The sequence below is a fragment of the Fibrobacter sp. UWH1 genome (assembly GCF_002210365.1).
Taxonomy (GTDB): domain Bacteria; phylum Fibrobacterota; class Fibrobacteria; order Fibrobacterales; family Fibrobacteraceae; genus Fibrobacter.
Window position 1 is genome coordinate 1 of the sequence record NZ_MWQG01000037.1, and the last position, 26,227, is coordinate 26,227.

Annotated in this window: 23 protein-coding genes; 11 read left to right on the forward strand and 12 right to left on the reverse strand. The window is 48.8% G+C overall.

Annotated features, from left to right (window positions below; genetic code table 11):
• Positions 1-319, reverse strand: a 319-nt coding sequence (locus B7992_RS16995; RefSeq protein WP_217897615.1) for a hypothetical protein, incomplete at its 3' end; no start/stop codon positions are given.
• A 274-nt stretch (positions 320-593) separates the two neighbouring features.
• Between B7992_RS16995 and B7992_RS13290 the strand changes: the two genes are divergently transcribed.
• Positions 594-2,096, forward strand: coding sequence for a glycosyl hydrolase family 5 (locus B7992_RS13290; protein WP_088666505.1), 1,503 nt, complete (start codon positions 594-596; stop codon positions 2,094-2,096).
• 204 nt (positions 2,097-2,300) lie between these two features.
• Positions 2,301-3,893 carry a hypothetical protein gene (locus B7992_RS13295; protein ID WP_088666506.1) on the forward strand — a complete coding sequence of 531 codons (1,593 nt, stop codon included), beginning with the start codon at positions 2,301-2,303 and terminating at the stop codon, positions 3,891-3,893.
• 116 nt (positions 3,894-4,009) lie between these two features.
• Here the strand turns inward: B7992_RS13295 and B7992_RS13300 are convergent, their stop codons facing one another.
• Positions 4,010-5,104: an alpha/beta hydrolase gene (locus tag B7992_RS13300; protein ID WP_088666507.1), complete on the reverse strand. Its 1,095-nt coding sequence runs from the start codon at positions 5,102-5,104 to the stop codon at positions 4,010-4,012.
• Positions 5,105-5,295: 191 nt separating this feature from the next.
• On the opposite strand from B7992_RS13300, the gene B7992_RS13305 reads away from it, so the two are divergent.
• Positions 5,296-6,453: a macro domain-containing protein gene (locus B7992_RS13305; RefSeq protein ID WP_088666508.1), complete on the forward strand. Its 1,158-nt coding sequence runs from the start codon at positions 5,296-5,298 to the stop codon at positions 6,451-6,453.
• A gap of 107 nt (positions 6,454-6,560) precedes the next feature.
• Positions 6,561-7,217: a vWA domain-containing protein gene (locus B7992_RS13310; RefSeq protein ID WP_073160702.1), complete on the forward strand. Its 657-nt coding sequence runs from the start codon at positions 6,561-6,563 to the stop codon at positions 7,215-7,217.
• Positions 7,218-7,320: 103 nt separating this feature from the next.
• Here the strand turns inward: B7992_RS13310 and B7992_RS13315 are convergent, their stop codons facing one another.
• The gene (locus B7992_RS13315; protein ID WP_088666509.1) at positions 7,321-7,761 is read right to left on the reverse strand and encodes a hypothetical protein; all 441 of its coding nucleotides are present in this window, start codon (positions 7,759-7,761) and stop codon (positions 7,321-7,323) included.
• Positions 7,762-8,016: 255 nt separating this feature from the next.
• On the opposite strand from B7992_RS13315, the gene B7992_RS13320 reads away from it, so the two are divergent.
• From B7992_RS13320 to B7992_RS13335, 4 genes are all read left to right on the forward strand, one after another.
• Entirely contained in the window at positions 8,017-9,315 is a 1,299-nt protein-coding gene (locus tag B7992_RS13320) for an amidohydrolase (RefSeq protein WP_088666510.1), read from the forward strand.
• 159 nt (positions 9,316-9,474) lie between these two features.
• Positions 9,475-10,728, forward strand: a complete 1,254-nt coding sequence (locus tag B7992_RS13325) for an adenosylhomocysteinase (protein WP_088666511.1) — start codon at positions 9,475-9,477, stop codon at positions 10,726-10,728.
• 129 nt (positions 10,729-10,857) lie between these two features.
• Positions 10,858-11,805, forward strand: a complete 948-nt coding sequence (locus B7992_RS13330) for a hypothetical protein (protein WP_088666512.1) — start codon at positions 10,858-10,860, stop codon at positions 11,803-11,805.
• A gap of 103 nt (positions 11,806-11,908) precedes the next feature.
• Positions 11,909-12,982 (forward strand): helix-turn-helix transcriptional regulator, encoded by a 1,074-nt coding sequence (locus B7992_RS13335; protein ID WP_088666513.1) that lies wholly within the window; start codon positions 11,909-11,911, stop codon positions 12,980-12,982.
• A gap of 57 nt (positions 12,983-13,039) precedes the next feature.
• Here the strand turns inward: B7992_RS13335 and B7992_RS13340 are convergent, their stop codons facing one another.
• Complete coding sequence (locus B7992_RS13340) at positions 13,040-13,684, reverse strand: hypothetical protein (RefSeq protein WP_073238734.1); 645 nt, start codon at positions 13,682-13,684, stop codon at positions 13,040-13,042.
• Between the two features lie 35 nt (positions 13,685-13,719).
• Between B7992_RS13340 and murJ the strand changes: the two genes are divergently transcribed.
• From murJ to B7992_RS13355, 3 genes are all read left to right on the forward strand, one after another.
• A complete protein-coding gene (gene murJ, locus B7992_RS13345) occupies positions 13,720-15,303 on the forward strand; it encodes a murein biosynthesis integral membrane protein MurJ (RefSeq protein WP_073160716.1) in 1,584 nt (527 codons plus the stop codon).
• A gap of 80 nt (positions 15,304-15,383) precedes the next feature.
• Entirely contained in the window at positions 15,384-16,529 is a 1,146-nt protein-coding gene (locus B7992_RS13350; RefSeq protein ID WP_141100474.1) for an outer membrane protein, read from the forward strand.
• The gene (locus tag B7992_RS13355) at positions 16,529-17,017 is read left to right on the forward strand and encodes a hypothetical protein (protein ID WP_088666515.1); all 489 of its coding nucleotides are present in this window, start codon (positions 16,529-16,531) and stop codon (positions 17,015-17,017) included. The genes B7992_RS13350 and B7992_RS13355 overlap by 1 nt, the downstream gene beginning before the upstream one ends.
• Positions 17,018-17,213: 196 nt before the next feature.
• Here the strand turns inward: B7992_RS13355 and B7992_RS13360 are convergent, their stop codons facing one another.
• The 8 genes from B7992_RS13360 to B7992_RS13395 form a co-directional block, all read right to left on the reverse strand.
• Positions 17,214-17,618, reverse strand: a complete 405-nt coding sequence (locus tag B7992_RS13360) for a helix-turn-helix domain-containing protein (RefSeq protein WP_254917714.1) — start codon at positions 17,616-17,618, stop codon at positions 17,214-17,216.
• A gap of 278 nt (positions 17,619-17,896) precedes the next feature.
• Complete coding sequence (locus tag B7992_RS17455) at positions 17,897-18,007, reverse strand: hypothetical protein (RefSeq protein WP_346348717.1); 111 nt, start codon at positions 18,005-18,007, stop codon at positions 17,897-17,899.
• A gap of 146 nt (positions 18,008-18,153) precedes the next feature.
• On the reverse strand, positions 18,154-19,419 hold the full coding sequence (locus tag B7992_RS13370) for an LlaJI family restriction endonuclease (RefSeq protein WP_088666517.1): 1,266 nt from the start codon (positions 19,417-19,419) through the stop codon (positions 18,154-18,156).
• 8 nt (positions 19,420-19,427) lie between these two features.
• On the reverse strand, positions 19,428-20,789 hold the full coding sequence (locus tag B7992_RS13375; RefSeq protein ID WP_088666521.1) for an ATP-binding protein: 1,362 nt from the start codon (positions 20,787-20,789) through the stop codon (positions 19,428-19,430).
• Positions 20,790-20,934: 145 nt separating this feature from the next.
• Positions 20,935-21,933 carry a type IV restriction endonuclease gene (locus B7992_RS13380; RefSeq protein WP_088666518.1) on the reverse strand — a complete coding sequence of 333 codons (999 nt, stop codon included), beginning with the start codon at positions 21,931-21,933 and terminating at the stop codon, positions 20,935-20,937.
• 2 nt (positions 21,934-21,935) lie between these two features.
• Positions 21,936-22,904 (reverse strand): hypothetical protein, encoded by a 969-nt coding sequence (locus B7992_RS13385; RefSeq protein WP_088666519.1) that lies wholly within the window; start codon positions 22,902-22,904, stop codon positions 21,936-21,938.
• Complete coding sequence (locus tag B7992_RS13390) at positions 22,870-24,033, reverse strand: hypothetical protein (RefSeq protein ID WP_088666520.1); 1,164 nt, start codon at positions 24,031-24,033, stop codon at positions 22,870-22,872. Before B7992_RS13390 ends, B7992_RS13385 begins: the two co-directional genes overlap by 35 nt.
• Before the next feature lie 711 nt (positions 24,034-24,744).
• Positions 24,745-26,055 (reverse strand): ATP-binding protein, encoded by a 1,311-nt coding sequence (locus B7992_RS13395; RefSeq protein ID WP_073238542.1) that lies wholly within the window; start codon positions 26,053-26,055, stop codon positions 24,745-24,747.
• Positions 26,056-26,227 lie beyond the last annotated feature (172 nt).

Genomic DNA, 26,227 nt, shown 5'->3' on the forward strand with positions numbered 1-26,227 from the left:
CGATGGTGCCGATGTTGCAGTGCGGCTTACTTCTGTCAAAATGTTCTTTTGCCATTTTTTCCTCTTCTTCAGCAGAAGGTTTATCGCTTCGAAACCTAGGAACGACGCGGGTTTGCGTGAGTTTCCTGTTATTCCGACAGAGCATAGGAAGCGGTACTCTGCGGATTTTGTCGCGTAAATTTAGCAAATCCACAAAAAATTTCAAGGATTTTTCTTTGTTTTTTTGCAGAAAACGGCAATTTTGGCTTATCAACACCCCTTTCCCGACGATCCTTTTTCGGTCTGCGTTTCCTACCGCGTACCCATCCAAAAACGCCATTTTTTACAAATTTTTGAGGGTCATCAAACAACAGAACCCACTAAATTCAGTTTATCAACACAATAGCAACATCCAATCAACAAACAAAACGCCCCAGAAGCCATTATTTCTATAATTGTAAAAAGAACTTTACATATTAAGAATTTACATTAGTTTACATTCCGGAAACACCTTGGGAACGTTTTCAATCACACCGAAAAAATATTTTACACCATAGACGTAAGTATATATCTATCTTTGACTTGGTTTATGGGCATCCTTAGGTAAAGAGAATATGAAGAATCCTTTTTTCAAGACGATGATCAAGGCGATCCTGATCGCCGGCATGGCCATCGCGGTATGCAACTGCGGTGATGATTCCACTTCTGCAAACAACGACAACAACGGCAATGTCAACACTCCCGTTGCACTGGGCGAGCCCACCAGGCATTACAACGACAACGGCCTGGACGTCTACATCACTGAAGACGGCAGAGTCCTTGATGCCAACGGCCTGCAGGTCGGCTTTACAGACAAGGATTCCGGATCGATCATGACTATGGAAGGCGCCACCCTGGCTACCGGCGTAGACTTTAACGCCCTTCCCCTCATTCCGGCAGCAAGCGGCACCAAGCCCTCCAAGGTCCTTAACGCCGCCGGTCAGGACTACGTCATTTCTCCTGCCGTCGACAACGCCTTCGACGCTGAGGGCCACGCCCTGGGCACCGTCACTGACGCAAGCGGTGTACAGACCGGCTATTTCGTCTACATCACTGACAGCTATGGTTACATCACTACCCTGGATATGACCATCGCCCTCCAGGACATCGACCTGAACCAGTATCCGGACTACAACCCGACGGCCGCTTCTTCTGCAAGCCAGCAGGAAACTCAGATTCCCACCCTGTCTAGCGAAACGGTCATTCTTACCAGTTCCGACAGCCAGCAGGCCCTGTCTTCCAGCAATCAGCAGCCGGCATCTAGCGCCCAGCAGCCCAAGTCTTCCGCTAGCCAGCCTAAGTCTTCTGACAGCCAGCCCACCAGCTCCGCTGCAAGGGGCTGCCCCGAAATCAAGTACGTTTCCGGCGGCGAAAGCGGTAGCGGCCACGCCACCAGATACTGGGACTGCTGCAAGCCCAGCTGCTCCTGGAAGGAAAACGCAGGCGACCACCGCGCAAAACAGTGCAGCGTGAACAGCACCACCCTGATTACCGACCCCAGCTCCCAGAGCGTCTGCGACGGCGGTAACGCAATGACCTGCACCAGCCAGACCGCATTTACCATCGAAGGCTGCGACAATATCGGTTTCGCCTTCGCTGCCGTGCCCGCCTTCAAGAGCGCCTGCGGCAGGTGCTTCGAGCTGACTTTCACCGGTCAGGGCAAGTACGAAACCAAGATGAACCACCAAAAGCTCCAGGGCAAGAAGCTCATCGTCATGGCCTCCAATGTCGGTGGCGACGTGTCTAACGGACAGTTCGACATCATGATCCCCGGTGGCGGCTACGGTGCATTCGACGGTTGTTCCGGCAAGATGGACTGGGGCGACATGAGAAATTCCGAACGCTACGGCGGCCTGTTGAGCGATTGCGAAAACCAGGTGGGTTACTCCGGCAACGATAGTCAGATCTACACCAAGCGCAAGGAATGCCTGGTCGGCAAGTGCAACAGCATCTTCGCCAAGGACGAATCCGCCAAGGAAGGCTGCCTGTTCCTGGCCAACTTCATGGAAGCTGCAGGCAACCCGACCCACACCTACAAGGAAGTGGAATGCCCCAAGGAATTGGCTGACCGCTATTAATACCGCGTTCGACGCCATTCAGTAAATTAGAAGTCTCGGCCCGCAGGCCGGGGCTTTTTTTCGTAACTTCATATCTTACAAAAATTTACACACGTAAACCCTTTACAGATACTATCTTTCCGCACGGATGGAATTGGAAGACTTTTATTGGTGTAAAGTCAAGTTTTCTCGTACACCTAGCATACAACCCCTACTGAGGTCGAAATGAAACGTCAATTCTTGAAGTCCGTTCTGCTCATCAGCTCCGTGGCAGCACTCATGAGCTGTTCCGAAGAAGCCGTCGACGCAATCGCAAACAATATTCCCGACCAGTCTCTTGTCACTTCTAGTGCAGACGCATCTGCACCCAACGTCCTTACTGCAACCGAGCCCTGCTTCGTGTTCAATACCGACAACCAGACTTACCTCATCAACGGTAATCTCGAAGTGAAGACCGCCGCCGGCGAAATTGTCGGTTCTTATGACGGCGCTACCATGACCATCAAGAATCTGGCCGGCGTCACCATGTTCGAAAGCGTGGACATCAGCGCCTTGGAATACAAGGACGTTGGAGAAGTTATCCCCACCGTTATCGCTCCCGCTTCCTCTGCTTCTAGCCTTCCTAACGAAACCGCTCCCACTTCCAGCGCTTCTCTGCAGGACAACAACCAGAACCAGACTGCTACTTCTAGCGCTACTCAGCAGAACAACCAGAACCAGACTGCTACTTCCAGCGCCGCTCAGCAGAACAACAACCAGAACCAGACTGCTACTTCTAGCGCCGCTCAGCAGAACGACCAGCCGCAGCAGGGTTCCGACGGTACCTGCTTCGACAAGCTCTCTAATAAGTATGTGAAGCCCTACACCGAACTGGTAGGCAAGAACGGCGAAAAGTACGCCTACAAGAACGACTGCTCCATCGATTGCTGGTGGGACGGCAGCAACAACAACTGCGCAAACATCGGTTCTGGCAACGGCTCCAACAATAACAACCAGCAGCAGCCTCAGTCTTCTAACAGCCAGCAGCAGGCAAAGTCCTCCGCTAGCCAGCAGGCAAAGTCTTCTGCTAGCCAGCAGCCTGCATCCAGCGCTTCCAACACCAACAATGGTACAACTCCCAACTTCAAGATTGTTAGTGGCGGTAAGAGCGGTTCCGGCTACGCAACCCGTTACTGGGATAGCTGCAAGCCTCACTGCGCATGGAAGGGCAAGGCCGGTCCGGCAAGCACCCCGACCCGCACCTGCCACGCCGATGGCTCCCTGGCTGGCGCCGATGAAAAGTCCGCATGCGATGGCGGTACTGCAGGTACCTGCCTGAGCCAGATCCCCCAGATCATTAACGATAACCTGGCATACGCATTCGCAGCAACTCCGGGTGGCGAAGGCGACTGCGGCCGTTGCTACCTCCTGACTTTCGACGGCAATGGTCACGACCAGAACCCCGCACGTAACAAGGCTCTCGCCAACAAGAAGCTGGTGGTCATGTCCAGCAACATCGGTTACGACGTTGCCGGCGGCCAGTTCGACTTGATGATCCCGGGTGGTGGCGTCGGTGCATTCTCCGGCTGCCGCGTCATGGGACTTTCCTGCAACGGTAAGCAGTACGGTGGTCTCCTGGGCACCTGCCAGGACAAGTACAACAACAGCACCGACAAGCTCCTGGATTGCTTGAAGTCTAGCTGCAAGACTGAATACGGCAACAACACCCAGGCTTACGAAGGCTGCATGTTCATGGCAACTTGGATGAACGGCGCAGACAATCCGACCCTGAAGTACCAGGAAATCGAATGCCCGTCTGAACTTTCCGCAAGATGGTAATCTGGCGCTAAGCTGCAAGAACTTAAAGGCCCCGACGAATGTCGGGGCTTTTTCTTTTTACAGTTTGCGGAACCTGCCAGACGTCCACCCAAAAAGAGCGGCCCGCCCATCCGAAATTACTTCTTGACAATATTGTCCAGGAATTCGATAGTCACGCTATAGGCGTGATCGCGGACTTCCTTGCGGGAAAGGTAAAGGTCGTGCAAGGCCCCTGGAATCTGCACCAGGCGCACATCCGGTCCCAGGTGGGCACCGTAATTGCGGATATCGTCTACGTTCAAGACGCCATCGCAACGGGTGTACTCATCGCTCCATTCGTCTTCGTTGACGCTACAGCCGCTGTGCATCACGAGGATCGGCGAGACAAGATCCATCCCGGCCTTTACGATATCCTGGGCGTCACAGATGGCGGCAGACCAGCCGAAATCCACGGGGATGCTGCCCGGCACCTTCAAGGTCGTATTGTATTCCCATTCGCCCTTCATGCTCTTGAGCAGGCTTTCGCTGTAGGCGTCGCTGCTGCTGCGGGGAATCGGGATGTTCGGGAAGTAATGTCCGATAGGCGCAAGAACGGGAATGATCACATCGCGCATGAGCCAGGAGTAATTCATCTCCATGAAGGGGCTGTTCAGCACGATAGCATCGAAGTCCTTGCCCTTTTCGCGGACGTCGGCGTACACCAGAGAAATCAGGCCGCCGGTACTGTGTCCCAATAAAACCTTGGGCACATCCTTGCCGACTGCCGCCTCGATTTTCTTCCAGGCGGAATCGATTTCCGGGAAATAGCTGGTTACGTCCCTGAGCTCACCCAGCACTTCGCCCTGGCGGTAGGAACGACCGTAATTGTGCAGGTCGATAGCGAAGAAGGCATAGCCTGCGGAATCCAGCTTTTCGGCCGTTAAAGTCTGGAAGTAATAGTCGTTAAAGCCGTGAATATAGAGCACGGCCGCCTTGGGCTTATTGACAGTTCCGTTCAGAGAATCCTGGGGAACTGCAGTGGAATCCTGTACAACTGCGGAATCCTGGGGCGCAGACTTGCCGGACGCTCCGAATGGATAGCTTACAAGCGTTGCGCGATACTGGTTGTTGTCTCCAGCATCGTAGAATTCGGCCGTGAACGGCTCGCCCAGAAACGGGTCCACCACGGCCTGGGCAAAGGCCATAGAAACAAGGCCCCCCATCAACGCAGATGTAAAAACAGTAAATCTCATAACCTCAAAGAAATATAGTTCTTAAAGTACCTTAAAAAGCTCAAATTTTCAAATAAAAACAGAATAAGCCGTCTTTTTTGGAATATCAAACTGGGCTGTCTATACAAGCGAATAAAGAAAACGTCTGTTTTTTTTGACATTTTTTGTCAGACAAGCAATGCTAATTTTATAAAGAAAATAAGGAGGCCGTTATGAACCAGCTCAAGATTATTCACGACGACATCACCCGAGTCACGGCAGACGCCATCGTCAATTCCGCCAACCCCTTCCCTATCTGCGGTGGAAGTACCGAAGCCCTGATCTTCGATGCAGCCGGACACGACCAGCTCCTGGAAGCCCGCGAAAAGATCGGCTACCTGGACGTTTGCGATGTGGCCCACACCGATGCCTTTGACCTGAACGCCAAATACATCATCCACGTTTCGGCCCCCCGCTGGAACGACGGACGTTCCGGCGAAAAGACCTCCCTGAAATTCTGCTACCAGAACGCCATGCGCAAGGCCCGGGAACTGGGCTGTCATTCCATCGCGTTCCCCCTGCTGTCTAGCGGCATTTACAGATTCCCTAAGGATTTGGCCCTGGACATCGCCAGGGAATCCATCGAGGAGTTCCTGCAAGGCGACGGAAAGGACTGCGACATTACCGCCACCATCGTACTCTACGACGACGAAGCGGTCAAAATTTCCGAAGCGCTGTTCGGCAAGATCCAGGAATACATCTACGCCAACTACGTCCCGGAAAATCCCCAGGAAAATTTCGAAGCACTCAAGTGCTGTTCCTTCAGTGAAGAACCGCTCGGCGACGGTCAAATGGCCGACGACAGTCAAATGGCCGACGACAGTCAAATAATCGGCGAAAGCGAAGTCGTCGCAGAAATTTGCGACGCAGCTCCCATTCTTTCCAAGATCAGCAGCAAGTCGGATTTCGACAAGAGCATCAACGAACTGCTGAAGGACCCGAAAAGGTTCAAGTCCTTCCGCAAGAAGATGAACGAAATCATGACCGACAGAAGCATCACCAATTCCATGCTGGCCAGGGATTCCGACGTAGACCGCAAGGTACTTTCGAAAATCAACAACAGCGATAGCTACACCCCCTCCAAGGAAACGGCCATCGCTATCGCCATCGGCCTCAAGCTGAACTATATCGAGGCGGTGGAATTCCTGTCTTACGCCGGGCGGGCCCTGTCACCCTCCAGCAAGAGCGACCTGATTGTCCAATTCTTCATGGAAAACAAGGAACTGTTTTACAGGGAAAATCCCGACAGGAATCAATACAAGGTGAACACCCTCAACACGATTCTTTCAACCCATGGAGAAAATTCCCTTGGAGCCAGCCGGAGCCTCTAAAAACGATGTCGCCTGGCAGGCGACCTTTCTGTTCCCGCAACCACCTATATTGAACGTATCAACAGAGCGATGCAATCCGGCAGTCGCAAAAAAAAGAGAGGTTCAATATGAAGCAGGGACTTACAGAAATCGTTTTTATCATGGACCGCAGCGGATCCATGAGCGGCCTTGAGACAGATACCATCGGCGGCTTCAACGGCACCATCGAAAAGCAGAAAAAAGAAGAAGGGGAAGCACTGGTTTCCACCATCCTCTTTGACAATGTTTCCGAGGTTCTTCACGACCGCGTTTCCTTGGACAAGATTCCGCCCATGACCAGCGAGCAGTACTGCGTTGGCGGAGGCACCGCCCTCATAGACGCCCTAGGCGACGCCATCCATCACATGGGAAACGTACACAAGTACGCCCGGGATGAAGACCGCCCCGAAAAGACCATCTTCATCATTACCACCGACGGCTACGAGAATTCCAGCCGCAAGTATTCCGCCGAGCAAGTACGCCACATGGTAAATCGCCAGAAGGAAAAGTACGGTTGGGAATTCATTTTCCTGGGAGCCAACATCGACGCCGTGGAAACCGCCCGCACTTACGGAATCAGCGAGGAACGGGCCGCCAACTACGTCAATGACAAGAGAGGCATCGAGATCATGTGCTGCGCCCAGAGCGCCATCATCAGCGATATCCGAAACAACATCTGCCACGAGGAACGCGGTCACTGGAAAAAGGAAATGGAACAGGATCATCAGAAGCGCAGCAAGCGTTAATCTGCAACGGCAGCAAGATTCCGGGGAGCAACAAAGGACGGTCCGCATTTGCGAACCGCCCTTTGTTCTTTAAGGAGAGTATGAATTTCTTGACCCGCGCAAACTAGTTTTCGCCGTTGCGCATTTCGGTCTGTTCACGGTCAATGGTGTACGTCAGATATTCCTTGAAGTCACGGTCGATGGAAACTCCGTCAAAGTCCACATCGTCGTTTTCAAGAACGAATACTGAGGTAGGATTGTCGATCCAGGCTTCGATATTGACATCGCCAAATCCAATGGTCTTGTCACCTGCAGCTTGCGCCACATACTCGATTTTGGACTTCGGAACCCAACCGGTGCAATCTCCCTTGACCAGGGCTTCAGTTTCTGCCTCGCGGAGTAGCGCCAGCTCAGCATTGAAACCCATGGTGCAGAGAATTTTGTCGCCACCCTTGGTCGCCATCATATCCAGGTCACCCAATCTGGACTTTACCATCTTGGATGCGAAGGATGATGAAACCATCAGGGCAAAGGCAACGAGCAGTGTAATTTTCAGCGTCTTCATGATAAGCCTCCTTTGCGGCCCTAGAGCCTGTTCGAGAGCAGCGACCCAGCCGTCCCTCACCCAACAAAGTACAAAGTTGGCTTTTTCCAGACCAGGAAATCTAAGATTTATTTTACAAAACTTATTCCAGGTTGGAATATACCCTGTCTGCGCTTTGGCCCAGGTTTCTTAATTTCTATTTTTTATATGGGTCTGCAATTTAGACCTGCTACCTATAAAAAAGATTTTTAGGACCCGCTTAAAAAAGGATTCATCATGGGCATTGTCTTGAAGAACATCCAGGCCATCGTTCCTGCCGGAAGCAAGGACGAAGTGAAGGAAACTTCCATCTATATCGAAGGCGACAAGATTGTTGGCATGGGCGCGGAACCCGCCGGCTTCAAGACAGACAAGGTCATTGACGGAACTGACAAGCTGGCCATTCCCGGCCTGGTAAATTGCCACACCCATTCCTACATGAGCTTTATGCGCAACGTGGCCGACGACCTTTCCTTTATGGATTGGCTGTTCGGGACCATCGACCCCATCGAACAGAAGATGACCGACGAGGACACTTACTGGGGCGCATGCCTGGCCATCATCGAAATGATGAAGAGCGGCACCACCTGCTTCAACGACATGATGATGAATATCAAGCAGACTACCAAGGCCATCAAGGAATCCGGTATGCGTGCGGTCATGTGCCGCGGCCTGGTCGGCTCTGCCGAAGATGACGGCGGACGCATCCAGCAGACCTACGACGAAATGGAATTCTGCAAGGACTGCGACCGCATCACTTTCAAGTTCGGCCCCCACGCTCCCTACACCTGCACCGAGGATTATTTCCGTCGCGTGTCCGACGAAGCCAAGAAGGCGGGCATCGGCATTCATGTGCATCTTTCCGAAAGTGTTGCCGAAATCCAGGGCACCCAGGAAAAGTACGGCTACTCCCCCATCGTCATGGCCGACAAGAACGGCCTCTTCGATGTTCCCTGCATTGCCGCCCACTGTGTGCAGGTGGATGACGCCGACATGGAAATCATGGCCCGCCGTGGCGTTTCCGTGGTGACGAATCCCGCAAGCAACATGAAGCTGGGTAACGGCTTTGCTCCCGTTCCCGAGATGATGGCCAAGGGCATCAACGTGTGCCTGGGTACCGATGGCGCCGCAAGTAACAACAGCCTGAACATGTTCCACGAAATGAGCCTGCTGGCATTGATCCACAAGGGAACCCACAAGAGCCCCCAATGCGTCAGCGCCCGCGAAGTGTTCCGCATGGCCACCCTCAATGGCGCCAAGGCACTTTGCCTCGAAAACCAGATCGGCTCCCTGGAAGTGGGCAAGAAGGCAGACATCGCCATTCTGGACTTGAACAATCCTTCCCTGATGCCCAAGAACAACTTGATCGCAGGCCTCTCTTATTCCGCCAACGGAAGTGAAGTGGACACCGTGATTATTGACGGCAAGGTGACCATGGAAGGCCGCAAGGTTCTGACTCTCGATGAAAAGCTGGTTTACCAGAAGGTGAACGAAATCATCAAGCGCATGGGCCTGGAAAACAAGGAATACGTTTAAGGGTTCCGTCGCGGAAACTGGCGCAATTTTTATTTTTGCAAAAAACGGATGATAGGACAGACGACCATCCCTAAAAATTCGGCTGGACCCTCGACGAGTGCCGGGGCGAAAAACACAAACCAAATGAGGCCCCGCGGGGCATATCCAAAAGGAAAAGATATGGCAAGTGAAATCAGAGATATCAGTCTGGCCGAATCTGGCGAACGCAAGCTGGAATGGGTTCATCGCAACTGCAGCCTTCTTTCTATGCTGAAGGAAGAATTCGAAAAGACCAAGCCCTTCGCCGGCAAGAAGATCGCCCTCTCCGTCCATCTGGAAGCAAAGACTGGTTACCTGTGCCAGGTGCTGAAGGCTGGCGGTGCAGAAATGTACGTGACCGGTTCCAACCCGCTCTCCACTCAGGATGACGTGGCTGCCGCCCTCGTAAAGGAAGGCATGGAAGTCCACGCCTGGTACGATGCTACCAACGAAGAATACGAAAGCCACATCCGTCACACTCTGCAGTGCGGACCCAACATCATTATCGATGACGGTGGCGACTTGGTGAACATGGTTCACAACGAAATGCCGGAACTGATTCCCAACATCATCGGCGGCTGCGAAGAAACCACCACCGGTATCATCCGCCTGGAAGCCATGAACAAGGCTGGCAAGCTGATGTTCCCCATGGTCCGCGTGAACAATGCCGACTGCAAGCACCTCTTTGACAACCGCTACGGTACTGGTCAGTCCGTATGGGACGGCATCAACCGTACTACCAACCTGATCGTGGCTGGTAAGCAGGTTGTCGTTGCCGGTTACGGCTGGTGCGGTAAGGGTACCGCCATGCGCGCCAAGGGCCTGGGCGCCCGCGTCATCGTGACCGAAGTGGACCCGGTGAAGGCTATCGAAGCTGTCATGGACGGCTTTGACGTAATGCCCATGCGCGAAGCGGCAAAGATCGGCGACTTCTTCGTGACCGTTACCGGTTGCGACGGCGTTATCGACGCAGAAGATCTTTCTGTAATGAAGGACGGCGCCATCCTCGCCAACGCTGGTCACTTCGACTGCGAAATTGACGTAGCATGGCTGAAGAAGAACGCCGTGGAAATCCGCGAACAGCGCAAGAACATCATGGGCTACAAGCTGCCCACCGGCCAGTGGGTATTCGTGCTGGGCGAAGGCCGCCTGGTGAACCTGGCCTGCGGTGACGGCCATCCGGCAGAAATCATGGACATGAGCTTTGCTATTCAGGCACTGTCTGCAAAGTACCTGGTGGAACACGCCGGCGAACTCACGGAAAAGATCATCGACGTTCCTCGCGAAGTGGACCAGGAAGTGGCCCGCAAGAAGCTGAAGTTCCTTGGCAAGGAAATCGACGTTCTCACCGCCGAACAGGAAAAGTACCTGCACTCCTACAACCTGGATGTGTAAGTTCACGAATCCGACGCTTTTTATAAAGACGTTAAAGACGAGAAGGATGCCTTATGGGCATCCTTTTCTTGTACAAATTGTTTTTTCTAGTTAGCATTCCCTACCAGACTTCATATTATATTTAAAGACATGCGTAGTCTTAAATTTTTAGCAGTCCTGCCTTTCGCCGTGGCCTCGGCTTTTGCCGGTTGGGAATATTCCCTGGTCACCAATGGGGCCTACTATGTCGAACACGAAGTCAAGACCGGAGACGAACACTTCTCCGCACCTTCGGGCCCATACGACGGACTTGAAGCCTTGACTCGCCTGGATGCCAAGTACACCATTCCCACACCTCTCGGGGATCACTGGCTCCTGAGTGGCGCAGACGTTGAACTGTGGGGATCTCTTGAACTGTCACCGGTGACGTTGCGCCCCATGGTCGAGGTGGACTTTACGCCTGTTCCCTTCCTGGTTTTCGGTGCGGGCGCTTCTATCGGTAGCGGCTGGAATGTTCTTGGTTTTGAAGGTCTGACCAAGTACGATTTTGAAACTCAGGACTACGAGAACCTGACTCCGTTTACCCATTACTTTTACGACTTGTGGGCATCGGCCACGTTCCAGTTTGACACGGGCGCGCTCATTGAAGGAGACTGGTCCCACGTGGTGATGGTGGCCAGCTATAAGCTTTTTTACGAGGCCCTGACTGGCGTCGATGACGGGGACATCTGGCAATGGCAGGAATCCGCCCGCAAGGCCAATGGTTTGCAGTACAGCTTTACCGGAGTGCTTGGCTACCAGATGCCCATGACCCTGAATATGGTGGGCCTGATGCTTGAAATGGAAGGCCACCTGGACAAGGATGACTACGGCCCCGTGGCCCAGAGTTTCGACGGAGACTTTACCACCACGGCCATTAGCGCACTAACCTCGTTCAAGCTAAGCGACAAGAACAGTTTGACGGTGCTCTACACTTTTGAACGTGAACGAAGCTACTCCCAGTTGCACGACGACGAGGACCAGGAACCCCTGCTTCACGTGACCGGCGGCGAATGGAGTTTTTATAGAGTGGCGTTAAGCTGGAAACACAAGTTCTAATTTTTTTTGAAGTCAGAAAAATAAATTCTGACTTTTTTTTATTTCGTGACATAAATAAAATTCTATCTTGTTGCAGATAAAGTTTAATCTCTTGGAGGCGGAAATGTACATCAACAGAATTCGCAAGGCAATCGCCGCACAACGAATCACCCAAGAGGAACTCTGCAGACGTGTAGGGTGTTCCCGCGATGCCATTGTCGATGGGATCAGCGCAGATACCGCATGCAAACTGGAATTCATGCTGGGCGACGATCTTTTTGCAGGCATCGACATCCATGTCAGCGAAAGTGAAATGTCAAAAGCCCGAAGCAAGATGGAAGCGGGATTTTGCAGCGCCGAGGCAAAGGCCTGGGCACAGAAATTCCCCGTGGCAGAACTCCGCAGACTAAATCGCATTCCCGCCCAATGCAGCAACAAGGACGGAAGCCTTGTAAAAGCCCTGCTGAAATTTTTCAACGTGGCAACCATCGAGGGCTGGAAAACCTATTACGCCAACATCCAGGATTCCGTGAACCCTCAGGCCTATTCCGCCTGGTTGCGCCTGGGTGAACTGCAGGTCAGCCGCCCCGCCGCCGAAATCGCCATCGAGAAGGAAGCCATTCTCGAGAACATGAAATTTTTGCGCCGTAACGCCCTAGGTTTGCGAAACGCCCTGCGCAAGGCCGCCATCAGTAGCATTTCGGATTGCGATGTTCAGGTTGTTCAGGTGCCGGCATTTTTGACGGCCCCCGCACCCCTTTCCGCAAGCTACTGGGTCGGCAAGCGCCCCGTCATCCAGATTCCCGCGGGCCCCATGACCGACGTACGACTTCTGCAGGGGCTATTCCATCAGCTGTACCACATTATGTACGGCAAGCGCAGCCTGTGCCTACAGCTGGGCCTGCAACTAAGCCAGCAACCTTCTGCAGGAATTGCGGGAACCGCGGGCGGTTCTGCAAACAGCATCTCGGGCGACACCCTAAAATGCAGCGCCGCCGAACAGTTTGCGGAACGCCATATGCTGACCGAAGCCGAAGAATGCGAAATCATCTGCTGCGGCCACTTTGCCGAAAAGCGTTGCATCGACTATTTCGCAGGACTCTTTCATGTGCGCCCAAGCATTATTGTAGACCGCCTGCAGCAACAAAAAAAGCTGTCTAGCAGAACATTGCTAAACAGCTATAAAGTCGCAGTTTAACGCACCCGCCGGCAACATGCCGCGCGAAGCGCGCCCGTCGCCTAAACAGCCAAACAATTAATAGTTAATGGCCAGGTAGAAACTGAAGCTTCCGAAATGGCGGCCAAAGTCAAAACCGTCCAGGAGCATGTCGTAGGCGGCACCCACTTCAAGCTGGGTCGTAGAAGTACGGAAGATGATCAAGCCCGCTTCAAGACCACCGGCAGGGCCAATGGCAAAGGCTTCAGAGAACTTGTCAAAGTGGAAGTCCATTTCGACACCCACACCTAGGCCCATGCCCACATAAGGGGAGAACACCTGGTCGGCAAAGAAATAGCGGCCGCCAATCAAGGCAGTCTCATGCCACTGCCAATGAGTTTCATAAGAACCGTTAGCGTTGTTCATGAACGTAATGGCACCATGAGTTGTCATTTCCCAAATACGTCCGTAATGGAATACCACGCCCTGGTCCCAGTCACGCTTGGGATTCTTCCTGGAATCTTCCCAGTTGTGCCACACGCTAAAGCCAAGACCGAAACTTGCGAAATTGTAGGTCGGGCGCTTGGGAGCCGGCAACGGATCGTCGTCGGAATTCTTGGCCTGAGTCACTTCGGTAGCGACAGGTTCATAGGGTCCCTTGGTCACATTTTCGTCGGATGCGCCATCCTGGGCGAAAGCGATACCTGCAAGGGCGAAAGCGATAATTCCAAAAATCTTTTTCATGCATTCAAATATACAAAGTTTCTAAATTAACCTCCATGAATAAAGCTGCCATTATTGTTGCTGTAAGTATGTTGCTCAGCCGCGTGCTGGGAATCTTCCGTGAAATGCTTTTGGCCCACGCCGCCGGCGTCTCCCTCGAAAAGAACGCCCTGGATCTGGCCTTCATGATTCCCGACATCCTGAATCACGTAGTGAGCACCGGATTCCTCTCCATTATCTTCATCCCGATTTTTACAGGCTACAAGGTGGCCGGCGACGAAGAGAAAAGCTGGAAGTTCTTTAGCAACGTGCTGAACACCTTCGGCGCCATCTTGCTGGTGCTGGTGATTCCTGCATTCATCTTTATGCCGGAACTTTTGCAGCTGCTCACCACCAGCGGCGCAAGCGCAGAACTGATCGAGCGCGCCACTTACTACGGCCGCATCATTTTGCCGGGCCAGATATTCATCTTCGTGGGAAGTATTCTGGTTGCCGTGCAGCACACCCGTAAGCAGTTCCTGATTCCTTCCCTTACCGGCCTGATTTACAACGTGGCCATTGTGGGCGGAGGCCTTGCCGGAATTCTGATGGGCCGCATGAATGGCGTCAGCTACGGTCTGGAAGGTTTCGCCTGGGGCGTTCCCGTGGGAGCCTTCATCGGATTCTTCGCATTGCAGATTTTTGGAGCCAAGCGTGGCGGCGTCAAGTACGAACTGATCATGCAGCCCACCCATCCCGATATCGTTCGCTATTTCAAGATGATGTTGCCCATGTCTCTTGGCGTAGGCTCCATGTTCGGCCTGGAATTCATTATCCGTAGTTTCGGTTCCAGTTTTGGCGGCAGCGGTATTTCTAGCCTGAACTACGCCTACCGCGTCATGTACACCCTGGTGGCAGTCTTCGGTTTCTCCGTTTCCGTTACCAGCTACCCCGACATGGCACGCCTTGTAAAGGAAGGTCAGATCAAGCAGCTGAACGAAAAAATCTGGAAGAGTCTCTCACGCATGTTCTGCATTTTGATTCCCGCAGTGGTTGCAGTATGGGCACTCTCCTTCCCCGCCGTGCGAATCCTCTTTGAACGCGGCGCCTTCCATCGCGAAACCACCGAAGCCATTACCGAAATTCTCCGCTGGTACTTGCCCGTAAGCTTGGGACTTTGCTTGCAGGCGGTTCTGGTGCGCAGCTTCTACGCCGCCGAACGCATGTGGCTGCCTACCCTCCTGAACACCGGAATCTTTGCCGCCACCATTCCCGCCTACATGCTATTGAGCGAACCTCTGGGTATCAAGAGCGTACCTATTATCGGTGCCACCGGCGCCATCCTGCAGGTGATTTCCATGATCTTTATGTGGGCCCGCAAGAACGGAACCGACGGCATGAGGACCGCACTTCTGAATATGTTCCGCGCCCTGGTGGCATTCGGCATCATGATCTTTGCCGCCCTTGGACTTGACCATGTGACGGGTGAATTCGTCCGCAGCACTAACCTGATCGTGCTGGTTATCTACAGCTGTGCCGCCGGCGTTATCCTGCTGTTCGCCACCCTCTTTATCCAGAAGATCCTTGGCAGCAAGGACGCCGGAGATATCCTTAACGAATTGCTGGGAAAGGTCCTCCGCAAGCTCCACCTGAAAAAATAAAAGGTCATTCCACCCTGTAATAGTTTCAGCTTTTTCTCCAGAACTCTTTTTTGTATTTTCGCATAGACACGGGGGTTTTTATGCGTTTTATTAAAAGTCTAATTTTTTTGTTAGTGGTTCTTTGTTCTGCAGGGAACGCCCATGCAGGAAGTGCCGCATCCGATTTAACCAAGGGCACAGCCAAAATCCTCCTGTTTATTCCCGGGATGATGCTGGAGGAATATTTCGCAAGCCTATTTGACGGCGAAGGCCGAGTGGATTATTCCGAAGAATCAGTCTTTATTCCCTACATAAAAGTTAGCGGTATCCATCCCGACTACAAAAATTATATCGTCCAGACCTTCGGCCAGTACGTCAAGGAAGTGGGCCGTTACAAGCTCGTGGCCGCCGACAAGGAATCACCCTATGTCAAGTCCGCCTCCATGGCCATAGTCAGTAACCTCGCCAAGCGCAAGGGCTGCCCTTACATCCTGTACATCACCGTCAAGGAACAAGGCAGCGGCATGCTCCTCACCTTCGCCATGAAAGACACCGAAAACGATAACCTGGTGTGGCACGACGAATACCAGGCCATTATCCCCGAAGACATCGCTCCCATCTTGTTCCGCGTGGCAAACTCCATGGGCACCGGCAAAAAAGGAAGCAACCCCAAAAGCTTCTACGATTCCGAATACCCCATCTACATCAGTGAATCTAACTTCCAGCCTGTTGCCGCCACCCACGAAAGCGGCGAATCCAACCTTCCCAGCAATTTCGAAAACAAGCTGAACACTTCAAGGACCACCCGCGTGGCATTCTCCTTCGGCGTAGATTATCTGATCAAGAGTCAGCATGCCGCAGGCAATATCGGATTCTCCGCCTGGCACGACTTCACCTATTTTATGGTCGGCGCTGAAATAGACTTCAAGGGAATCATTTCCAAAGACACGAACATGATCCACCTGGGCCTAAATCTTGCCGCTCCAATCTTCATCCACGAAAACAACACGCCCTACGTAATAGCTGGCGCCGGATTATCCGGAACCAAATACACGACAACTAACTACCGCAACGAAGAACAAGACAAGAACGACCAGGGCGCAACTTTCTCGCTGGGCGCAGGCTATCAGTTCAACCGCTACGGAACCTGGACAGTCCGCTTCGGCCTCAAATACTTCAGGAACTACTACTACACCAACGGCCACAAGCTCCAGGGAATCGGCCTCGAAGCAATCATAGGTTACTGATGACTAGGCTCGCCCACATAATCGCCATGATGTTCCTTGCGGCTTACGCCCATGCAGGGATTTTCTCTGGTTGGCAAGAAATCTATGTGTCCGCAGACGACGGGAAAGCATACGATTTTTACGGGAACGGGAAATTCCTCTGTTCGGGAACGCGATGCCACTACACGAACTCAAGCGGAAAATGCAAAATCGAGTTCATTGCCAAAAAGGGGGAACGCATTTACGGAATCACAGAATTTGGTGACGACTACCAATGGGAACAGCGACCATTTTTAGCCAAGGCGCTTTTTGACAATCGGGATGAGGACCGCCCCTGTACCAGCACCAGCGCCACCGTACAAATTGACCCCGTGGCACACATGCACTTCTTTATGCCACCCATCAAGACAAATGCAGATTGGGCCCGCCCTGCAGAAAACAAGGAACTCCTGGTTCCCCGAAAAATGCCAAGTCGCGCCGACTGGAAAAAATCTCCCTATAAAAAGTGACTAAAAAAAGACGCCTCCTCATAAGAGAAGACGCCTTTTTTGGATGTGTGGAATAATCTCCAAAGTAGCTTCATCCAAAGTAATTGAAATGGATTTTTTCAGAAACACCATGGACAAAATGTCCAATTAAGTCAACGATGGATAAGAAAATCAGTTTTAAACTGTCCCAAGTTGCGGAAGAAAAAATCATATGAAATCACTTTTTCTTCGCATCGTACTTCGCAGACGTATCTACAAGATTCATCCCGAAATCAAAATATGACTCCGGAGTCACATCGAAAACGGCTGCCAACTTGGTAGCCATTTTTCGTGAAACTGTACGACGGCCACGTTCAATTTCAGAAAGATTCTGAACAGAAATCCCCAACTTCTCGGAAAGGACTTTTTGCGTCCAGCCACGAAGTTCGCGGTCAGCCTTGACAGCATCGCCAGGAGACATTCTCTCAGCAATTTCCTTGAGCACCTCTGAATTATCCAGATCAATAAATTCATCATCATCGCTAACGTCCACAGAAGGGAAAAGGCTGCGCATGATTCCAATGACGCAATCAGGAATGTTACCTTTAATCTGGAATACAACAGGTTCCTTAGTGCCGGGCATAGGGGGCGCTTTCACGACTGCCAACATAATACACCTCAATGGTTAGCGTTCCGTTTTTACAAGTCCAACAGGCCACCCATTTACGAGATAAATGGCAATGATACTTGTCGGGTCCAAGTTTTGAATAATTCATAAGAGTCGGCTGCTCAGGGCCCTTTTCCTTATTTTCTGAACACTTTTTTCAACCGAACGTTTTGCGATTACAACGTACATATAAACAATATAGCCAAAAAATGGCTATAAAGCAAGATGTTTATTTACACTATAAACTTTTTGCTCTATGCATGTTTCATTTCTTCCATAAACTCATTTGCATCATCAAAATGGAATATGGAAATGCCACGACTACCAAGGAACTTTATAAAATCCTCTTCAGTCATTCCCGTCAAGCGAGGACAGGTGCCGGCTCAAGCAAGCTTGGCCGTCGCGACTCTCATGCAAACAGTTGTTCTTGACGCATTTATTTCATTTATGTATACTTTGAACATAAACAGGCCTGTAACGAAGTTGTCCCACCATAGGGGAACCAACGATGTTACGGGCCTTTTTTATTTGCGGTCGTAATCACATTCGCAAACTGCTTCTGTGCAGCATTGCTCTTGCTATAATTTTGCATCACATTTTTTATATCAAGCAGGACGCCGTGAATTTTGTGGTAAGGTTTTACAAGACCTTTTGCCACATCCGTATTTTTCCAATCACTATAGGCGTAGCCTAGATATTTCATTTTAAATGGGTACAAAAAATTCTCTGCAGTTACCGCACCCGCACAGTAAGGCATCAGGAAAACGTTGTAAACCATCTTGCCAATTTTTTGTTCAGCAAATTCAGCATAGGCAAGCTGCTTGGTGATAGATTCTGACTGCGGCAACGTTCTGCCATCAATGCCGTAAGTATAATACTTGGAATCCAGAACAAAGATTTTGTCATCCACTTTCATGATGGTATCAGGACGCATTTCAACACGACCCGCATTTTTACCATTAATCACCCAACCACAATTAGGGTAATAATCCTCTCGTCGTTCTGTTCCAAAAATGCGTTCCACCATGGCTTCCCAAACAGGAGCAAAAGAATTTACCCCAAAATAAAATTCATCGGGAATCACATTTTCGTCAGACACATTTTTTCCAAGGTATTCCACAATCCTCAGCATATCCTGGAAAATTACAAGTGTGCGATCATGGAATGTTTTGGAGGCTTTCGTCATCAAGACAGAAGAAAACATCTCGTAGTCAAAATCAAGGGCGGGAGGTTCCTGGATATCAACGCCAAAAACAAAACCGATTCTTTTTGCAGCATCCCACACGCAGAATTTATGGATAAGCGAAATCAGTTCACGTTCATTATTGTCCGTTTGTCGTGTAACTGGATCAAGATAGACCACACTATCATTAACAACATCCGGCCTCAAAGTTTTTATTGTTCGATTCCAATCAACTTTGCCGTTTCCACCCTGCTTAAAGACCACCTCCTGCTCGGAGTAATAGCCATACTCCATAAAATTCCGGAGTAGGTTGACATAAGCTAGCATAGGAAAATCTGAAGACGATTTTTCAACATCCCTTCCGATAATGTTTGAATTTTCGTGAACCTCGATCAGCTCCGAATCAGAAAGCACATCAAACAACTGCATAATATCCTGGCGAAGCTCATCTTCGTCAAGTTCCGCAATAGCGTCATCATTCTTAAAGTATCCAGCAGGAAAACAAATTTCAAGACGACCGTCATTACGGATGCCGACAAATTCATCGCCACGCAATTTCGCTTCGCAAGTGCAGTAATCGTTTAGCTTTTGCATTTGTGATCTCACAAGCAGATTGCCATATAAGGCGGAATGCAAACAGTATCATCGTCCCGAATGGCAAAATTCTTCGGATGGATTATATAAGAAGTCTTAATACGCTTTTTGAATTTCTTCTTAAACGATTCAAGCGATGTGGTGGTGTAATTTTTTGAAGACTTGACTTCGATTGGAATGATTCTTGAACCTACCGAATCAGATTCGCTAATCATAAAATCAATTTCAATATCGTTGCGATGTTTTTCCTGATTGAAATGGGTATAAAAATAAAGCTTATGTCCTTGAGATACAAGCATCTGCGCAATGACATTTTCAAAGAGCATACCCTTATTGATCGCAAGCTTTTCGTTCATGATTTCCTTGTACAAGGATTCCTTTGAAATCTGGTTTTCGCCAAAAGCCATAGAGAACAAAAGGCCTGTATCGCCCATATAGCACTTGACTGCGGAATCGTCCGCGTTCAAGCCAAAGCCAATATTTGGATCGGAGCACTTGAAACAGTTGTTTGCAATCATGGAATTGGAAAGCCACAGGAAGGTATTCTCATAGCTATTTTCACTACCGAGTCCCCCAGCGATCTTTGAAAATACAACTCGCTTTTCGTGCTTAGACAAAAATGCAGGAATCTGTTCAAATGTCGAAAGAACTTTCCCCTTATATGAGCCCTTGATTTTTTGAACATCCTTTTTGTAGAGTTCAATAATCTTGCGCTTTGCCTTGTCGCTATAATCAAAGCTGTAGGTGTTTTCAAGGAATGCGACAATGGATTGTGGCATGCCCCCTATCAGAATATACTGTTTGAATAGACGCATGCACTCCTTATGGAGTGGTTCATCCAACGCCTTCTTCCTTGAAAACGCATCGCGGATAAAGTCACATATATTCGGCTTATCCATCGCCCAGCAAAATTCCTCAAAATCCATGGGGAACATCTGGATGGATGTTTCTTCCGAGGGGATGGTAATATCCTTGACATTTTCGTAAATGGAAATAAGAGAGCCTGTTTCAATATAATCGAACCTGCCGTCTTTCACCAACTTTTTGATGGATTGCCTTGCCTTCGGAAATCTTTGCACCTCATCAAAAATAATCAGGGATTCCCTCGGGTAGAGATTCACCCCATAAGTATATGAAAGGATATTGAAAAATGCCGAAAGATCATTCATTTTATCAAAGGCATCTAGTACAGCCTTTTCGCAGTCATTAAAATCAATCAGAATGTAGGAACGGTATTCGTTTTTCGCGAATTCTTCTACAATGGTACTTTTTCCAATACGACGCGCGCCCTCTATAAGAAGGGCTTCCCGGCCTTTGGATTCTTCCTTCCAATTCAGAAGTTCTTGATAAATCTTGCGTCTAAAAATAATCATGAAATCAGTCCCGAATGCTCATAATATACTTAATAAACATAAAAAACGCAAGGTATTCTACCGCTTATTCATGTTAAAAACGCAAAGTATTTTATACCGAAATATCAGCAAAAACGCAGAGTATTTTTAATTTTTGTAGCTATCACGCCCCAAAACTCTTAAACACCTCAAACTTGACTTCATGGAATTTTGAAATCAGGTTCTCCAGCGTATCACAACCTTCGGCAAAAATCTGAGGGCGCTTGAACTTGAAAGCATCATCCCACAAATACTTCAGGACCTTTTCGGCAAAAATCTTTTCTGGAATTTCGCCATTCACGTTGCAAACAAACCAAACGCCAAGACGCTTGTCTTCGGTACTGGAAAGGCCCTTAAGCACCTGCGTAATCTTATTGTTGGCCCATTCCCAGAATTCGCCCCAGGAAGTTTCTGTTCCAGCAATTTTTGCATCGTGCTGATTGCGGAAAGCTTCGGTTTTAAAACCGTCAACGCTACCTTTTGCAAATTCATTGCAGACCAGTTCCATATCAAAGCGACGCTGGAACGCATTATCCAAAGTGAACACGTTTTGATCGCTGGTGTTCATGGTTGCAAAAATGGACAGGTTGGGCGGCAAACGGATTGCCGTATTCTCGGTGAAATGAAGTTTTCCATTTTCACCAAAACCCAGCCAGTTAATGTCTATCGATTTATAGGCAGAAACTTCGCCCCTTCCGTCTTCTTCAGAAAATTCTACCGGAGTGTCACAACCGTCGTGTGATTCGTTTACAAAGCTCCTGATGTCGCGAATGTAGTCGTTCAAATCTTCATGATCAATGCCATATACACTCCAACTGGGACCGTAGCCAAACTCGTCCTTTTCATCATTAGGCTTTATGCGGTCACACAGCTGGAAAACTTCGCCAAGAATTGCCGAAGCTTTCCCGCGATTGATTTCATCAATGACCAAATAAAACTCTTGGTTCGGATTCAAGTAGGCACGGCGCAAAATTTTTGCAAAAGGGCCTGCCACAAATTCATAAGTTACGGAATGGTTCCTTATCTTTGGACGAATCTGGCCAATGAATTCTGAATTTGTATAATCCGGATGGAAGACAACACAGACCTTGTTAAAGTCTGGATGCTTCGGTAATATGAGCAAAACTACTTAAAAATATCTGCGCAAAGTTTCTTAAAACCTGCTGTATTTACAAAATAGTTTTGAGCGTTATTTAAGAGGGACTGCTTGATATCCTGTCTCTGCTTTTGAAGTTTCGGACTCATATCATGAAAAATAAGATTGGTGTACGCACCATCAAGGAATGTCACATAGTGAATATGTTTATTCTCTTCTTGATAACGAATAAAATTGGCAACTTCTACAATTTGCTTATTTTGTCCACCACCGCCTTCCTTCATCGTTTTTAGTTCCATCACATAGAAATCATCCTTATGCTTGAAAACAATATCCGGAAGTTTGTCTTGTTCGATTGCACGCGAAGCCATTTTTACACGATTATTTAAAAGAAACGCTTCAAACAATGACTTATCACCTTTATCCGGCAAGAAATAAAAGTCATTTCCAAAATCCATCCAATGTTCCGCACGTTGAATCCCATACGGCTTTAAAATGTCTTCTACTTTAACAATACCAGTCTTTGAATTCCGCTTATGGGAATAATTATCTGACATCACTTGTAAAACCGTATTAGAGTATCCATGACTTAAATAAATTTCATGTCGTTCCTTACAGTATTTCTCAAGCATTTCATAGATAAGTTTTCTTTTTTTAGTCAAATCAAATGTCCTAAAAAGAGAGTAGCTTAAATTATAAACCATAAAGAATTGAACAAATGCACTAAAATTAATATTTTCCGTGGATGTCAAAATTTCAATCACGGAATTTACGATGCATTGAATATCCGGCGATGATTCGGTCTTTCCCATTTCGTGCAACACATTAAATGCCGATATTAATTCTATCAGCTTACCATTATTGACAGTGAGAGTATTTGAAGTTGCATTCGTTTTCGGAATAACCAGAAGCCCCTTTTGATAATAGTGATCAATCAAAGGTTCTTCATGATCAATAGACCAGTTAAAACAAGCTAAGTTGTGTTGTTCCTTTTCCATTTTTTTCTCCTTTATTGATAACCTTTTCATAAGCGATTTCAATAATCGCTCTACATGTCTTGAAATCAAGTCGGCGACGTCGTACACCGTTTTTCATATTTCCCTTAAATGGGCTTAGAATGACATCCGCAGTTTTTTCTCGAATATCTGAAAGAATCTCATTGCAGGCATTAATAAACTCAGCTCGCTTATTAGCAGGAATGTCAATATCAATCAAGGTCAGTAAACGAGATGAAACCTTAATTCCTTTATCCCAGTCATAATCAATGTTATTTTTGAAATCATACTTCAACATGTTATCTGGATTCGTAGAATCTACGCAACGTACGGCAAGCCACCCAGATATCACATTGAATTTCAAATCCACATTATTTTGAGGATTGAGCCTAAGCTTTTCGATTGTCCCCAGCGTATTAACAAACGTGTCGTTTTTATAAACCTTAACTTTGTCTAGATCCTTAATCACGGAATCAAAACACAAAACAACCACAGGAACATCTGTATCTAGAAACGGATTTTCCTCAAGAATTGTTATAGAATGAAGTTTTTGCTTTTGCTGATAATTGGAGTTAATGAAAGTCTCTGGAACAATTGCGACAACATGCTTTTGAGCAAGAAGCATTTGATCTATTGCAAGCAAATAGACATCATCATAATCCGTAGAATCAAAGTATTTTTGTAGACTCGCACTAATTTTTTTTCGTGCTGCGGAATAGTTGGAAATGTAGGGAGGATTGGTAATAATAATCGCATCTTTCTTTTTGGGAATTCCTGTTAAAGAATCATTTATCGGCCAACCCAATGATTCATCAATGTCCAACCCAATAGTTTTCTTTATAAAGCTAAAATTGGTTTCAGCAGCCCTCAATAAACATCCACTTCCTGCAAATGGATCATATGCAGTTGACATTTTTGACTGTTCAATAAATTCCGCAACCTGTTTTTTTATCCAGGATGTGCCTTCAGTAAAGAACTGCCCCAGAATTCGCTTCTTGCTCACATCTACTCCAAAAAAAGGGTTGAACCTGAGTTCAGCCCTTTGTTCGGAGCGATGTTCCCAGCCTGATTTTGCGGCGGCAGTTACCAGCATTTGATACGGCACCTGCGCAAACAAAAAGGCGAGGAGCATTGCTGCTTCTCGCCGAAAGTTGCGACATTCTACAATTCAAAAACAAAACTCGCGGACGACTCCGGCGGCACACCATAGGCGCCAAGCCAGATTTCGCCATACGCCAAAACGCCTTGGCGCAATTGCACAAAAGCGAGGTCGAGACCACTGGGTACACGACCCCCAGGGTACAATGCGCCCATGGCACTCATGGGCATCCGAGATTTGTCCTGTTCCTTGTGCGTAAAGAGTGTCGAAGTTCCTAGCCGAGAACGAGAGCAAAACTCACATTGTGAGAGTCATAGAAAAACTTGTCTACAAGGTTTATTCATGTCCGAGCATCAAGAGTTTCTACAAAACTCACCGAGCGCCCTTATCCGGCTCGGACCAACGAAAAAAGGCGCCAGACCGAACGCATTTATCAGCTAGAGGCCTTCGACAACCTGACACAAATAAATACGACGATCCGCGCCCAATTGCACAATCTAGCGTACATTCATCCAGAATGCACACAACGCAAAACATGGCCGTCCGGTAAACCGGGCGGCAAGCACGTCGTTTCGTCTTACTCACCGTGTCTTGAAATGTCGAAGTTTCTAGCTGTGAATAAGAGAACTCTTATGGAGATGAATATAGAATAAAATCACTTTTACGGTCAACCAAGGCCATATTTATTTGACCCGTTTTGACCCGTTTTGACCCGTTTTGACCGTACGGGGGAACACCCAAGTTTCAAAGTCCTTCCGAGGCTATCCACTTCAAATAGAATTCCACCAGGTAGAGCGGCACGTTGACCATCTGCTCCTGCTCGCGGTAATCCGACATGGAAAATCGGATGCCCTTTAGCTGCGCATTTGTTTTCAGCACCGTCGAAAGGGATTTCGCCTTGAGGTTTTCTTCGGCCTTGACTTCGGTGGGGTAAACGGCTCCATGCTGAAAGACAAAATCAATTTCCGAAGTTGAATTTTCGTTCGTGTAGTAATACAGGGGCTGTCTCATGGTCGCGATGTATTGCTGGGCGACATATTGCTCGGTAAACGCCCCCTTGTATTCCGTTATCATCTTGGACTCGGCCAGAATTTCCTTGGCGGGAATGTCCGACATGGCACCGAGAAGCCCGAGATCGTTTACAAAGAGCTTGAAGCAGCCCATGTCTTCGTAAAACTTGACGGGCATTTCGACCTTGTTGATTCGGCAAACCTTATGGACGAGCCCCGCGTTGATGAGCCACTGGACTGCGTTTTCGTACTCCTTCGCCCTGCCGCCCTTGCGGAGCGCACCCCATATAAATTTCTTGTTCTCTTTAGCCAGTTGGCTTGGGATCGAGTTCCATACGGCGGAAACTTTCGCAAGTTCGTTGGAGGGAATGTGCTTGGAGAAATCATCCCGATAATCGTCGAGAATCCGTTTCTGGATTTCACGGACTTCAAGGATGTTCTTGCGATCCACATAAGCGAGTACCGCCTCGGGCATTCCCCCCACATAATAATACTGTCTTAAAAGTTCTATCAGTTTGGTCTTCAGGACGGCATATTCGTCGAACCTGAACGCGTTTAGGTGCATCAGCAGATTTTTTTCGCCAAGGGCATCGAGAAATTCGCTAAATGATAACGGGCTCAGCTTGAGCCTATCCACTTTTCCTACTGGGAATCCTGAGCCGGAATGGACCTGAAGCCCGAGCAGGGAACCTGCGACAACGACATGGTATTCGGGCGCATTCTCGCAAAAATACTTTAATGCAGTCAGTCCCTCTGGCTGCTGCTGGATTTCGTCAAAGATGATAAGCGTTTTGCCTGGTTCCACGACCAGTGAAGTAATGGCGGAAACAGCTCGCAAAATCCTGTCGATGTTGAAGTCCGCGAACAGGAACCTAGAGGAATCGTCCGTATCGCAGTTTATGTAGGCGACATTCTCGAATTCGTTCTTTCCGAATTCCTTGAGCAGCCATGTTTTGCCGACCTGCCTTGCCCCCTCCAAAATGAGGGGTTTACGGTGCGCGCCGTTTTTCCATTTCAGTAGATCTTCATAAAGAAAACGCTTCATACTCTATATATACATTTTTCTTGACGAATTTTTAGCGCTATTTACATTTTTCTAAGCGTATTTTAATCACTGCGTACATTTTTCTAGGCGAAACAACAATTTCTTACAAAAAAACATTGACCTTCCCTAAAAAAGGTTGACACTTTTGGGGTGTTTTTACTGACCGAGTTGA

Bases quoted from the DNA above. Each gene is read 5' to 3' on its own strand.
- B7992_RS13395 (WP_073238542.1), bottom strand. From the start codon at position 26,055: ATGAAGCGTTTTCTTTATGAAGATCTACTGAAATGGAAAAACGGCGCG.
- B7992_RS13370 (WP_088666517.1), bottom strand. From the start codon at position 19,419: ATGCAAAAGCTAAACGATTACTGCACTTGCGAAGCGAAATTGCGTGGC.
- B7992_RS13295 (WP_088666506.1), top strand. From the start codon at position 2,301: ATGAAACGTCAATTCTTGAAGTCCGTTCTGCTCATCAGCTCCGTGGCA.
- B7992_RS13335 (WP_088666513.1), top strand. From the start codon at position 11,909: ATGTACATCAACAGAATTCGCAAGGCAATCGCCGCACAACGAATCACC.
- B7992_RS13355 (WP_088666515.1), top strand. From the start codon at position 16,529: ATGACTAGGCTCGCCCACATAATCGCCATGATGTTCCTTGCGGCTTAC.
- B7992_RS13360 (WP_254917714.1), bottom strand. From the start codon at position 17,618: ATGCCCGGCACTAAGGAACCTGTTGTATTCCAGATTAAAGGTAACATT.
- B7992_RS13300 (WP_088666507.1), bottom strand. From the start codon at position 5,104: ATGAGATTTACTGTTTTTACATCTGCGTTGATGGGGGGCCTTGTTTCT.
- B7992_RS13330 (WP_088666512.1), top strand. From the start codon at position 10,858: ATGCGTAGTCTTAAATTTTTAGCAGTCCTGCCTTTCGCCGTGGCCTCG.
- B7992_RS13290 (WP_088666505.1), top strand. From the start codon at position 594: ATGAAGAATCCTTTTTTCAAGACGATGATCAAGGCGATCCTGATCGCC.
- B7992_RS13390 (WP_088666520.1), bottom strand. From the start codon at position 24,033: ATGCTCCTCGCCTTTTTGTTTGCGCAGGTGCCGTATCAAATGCTGGTA.
- B7992_RS13325 (WP_088666511.1), top strand. From the start codon at position 9,475: ATGGCAAGTGAAATCAGAGATATCAGTCTGGCCGAATCTGGCGAACGC.
- B7992_RS13320 (WP_088666510.1), top strand. From the start codon at position 8,017: ATGGGCATTGTCTTGAAGAACATCCAGGCCATCGTTCCTGCCGGAAGC.
- B7992_RS13305 (WP_088666508.1), top strand. From the start codon at position 5,296: ATGAACCAGCTCAAGATTATTCACGACGACATCACCCGAGTCACGGCA.
- B7992_RS13350 (WP_141100474.1), top strand. From the start codon at position 15,384: ATGCGTTTTATTAAAAGTCTAATTTTTTTGTTAGTGGTTCTTTGTTCT.
- B7992_RS13310 (WP_073160702.1), top strand. From the start codon at position 6,561: ATGAAGCAGGGACTTACAGAAATCGTTTTTATCATGGACCGCAGCGGA.
- B7992_RS13315 (WP_088666509.1), bottom strand. From the start codon at position 7,761: ATGAAGACGCTGAAAATTACACTGCTCGTTGCCTTTGCCCTGATGGTT.
- B7992_RS13385 (WP_088666519.1), bottom strand. From the start codon at position 22,904: ATGGAAAAGGAACAACACAACTTAGCTTGTTTTAACTGGTCTATTGAT.
- B7992_RS13340 (WP_073238734.1), bottom strand. From the start codon at position 13,684: ATGAAAAAGATTTTTGGAATTATCGCTTTCGCCCTTGCAGGTATCGCT.
- murJ (WP_073160716.1), top strand. From the start codon at position 13,720: ATGAATAAAGCTGCCATTATTGTTGCTGTAAGTATGTTGCTCAGCCGC.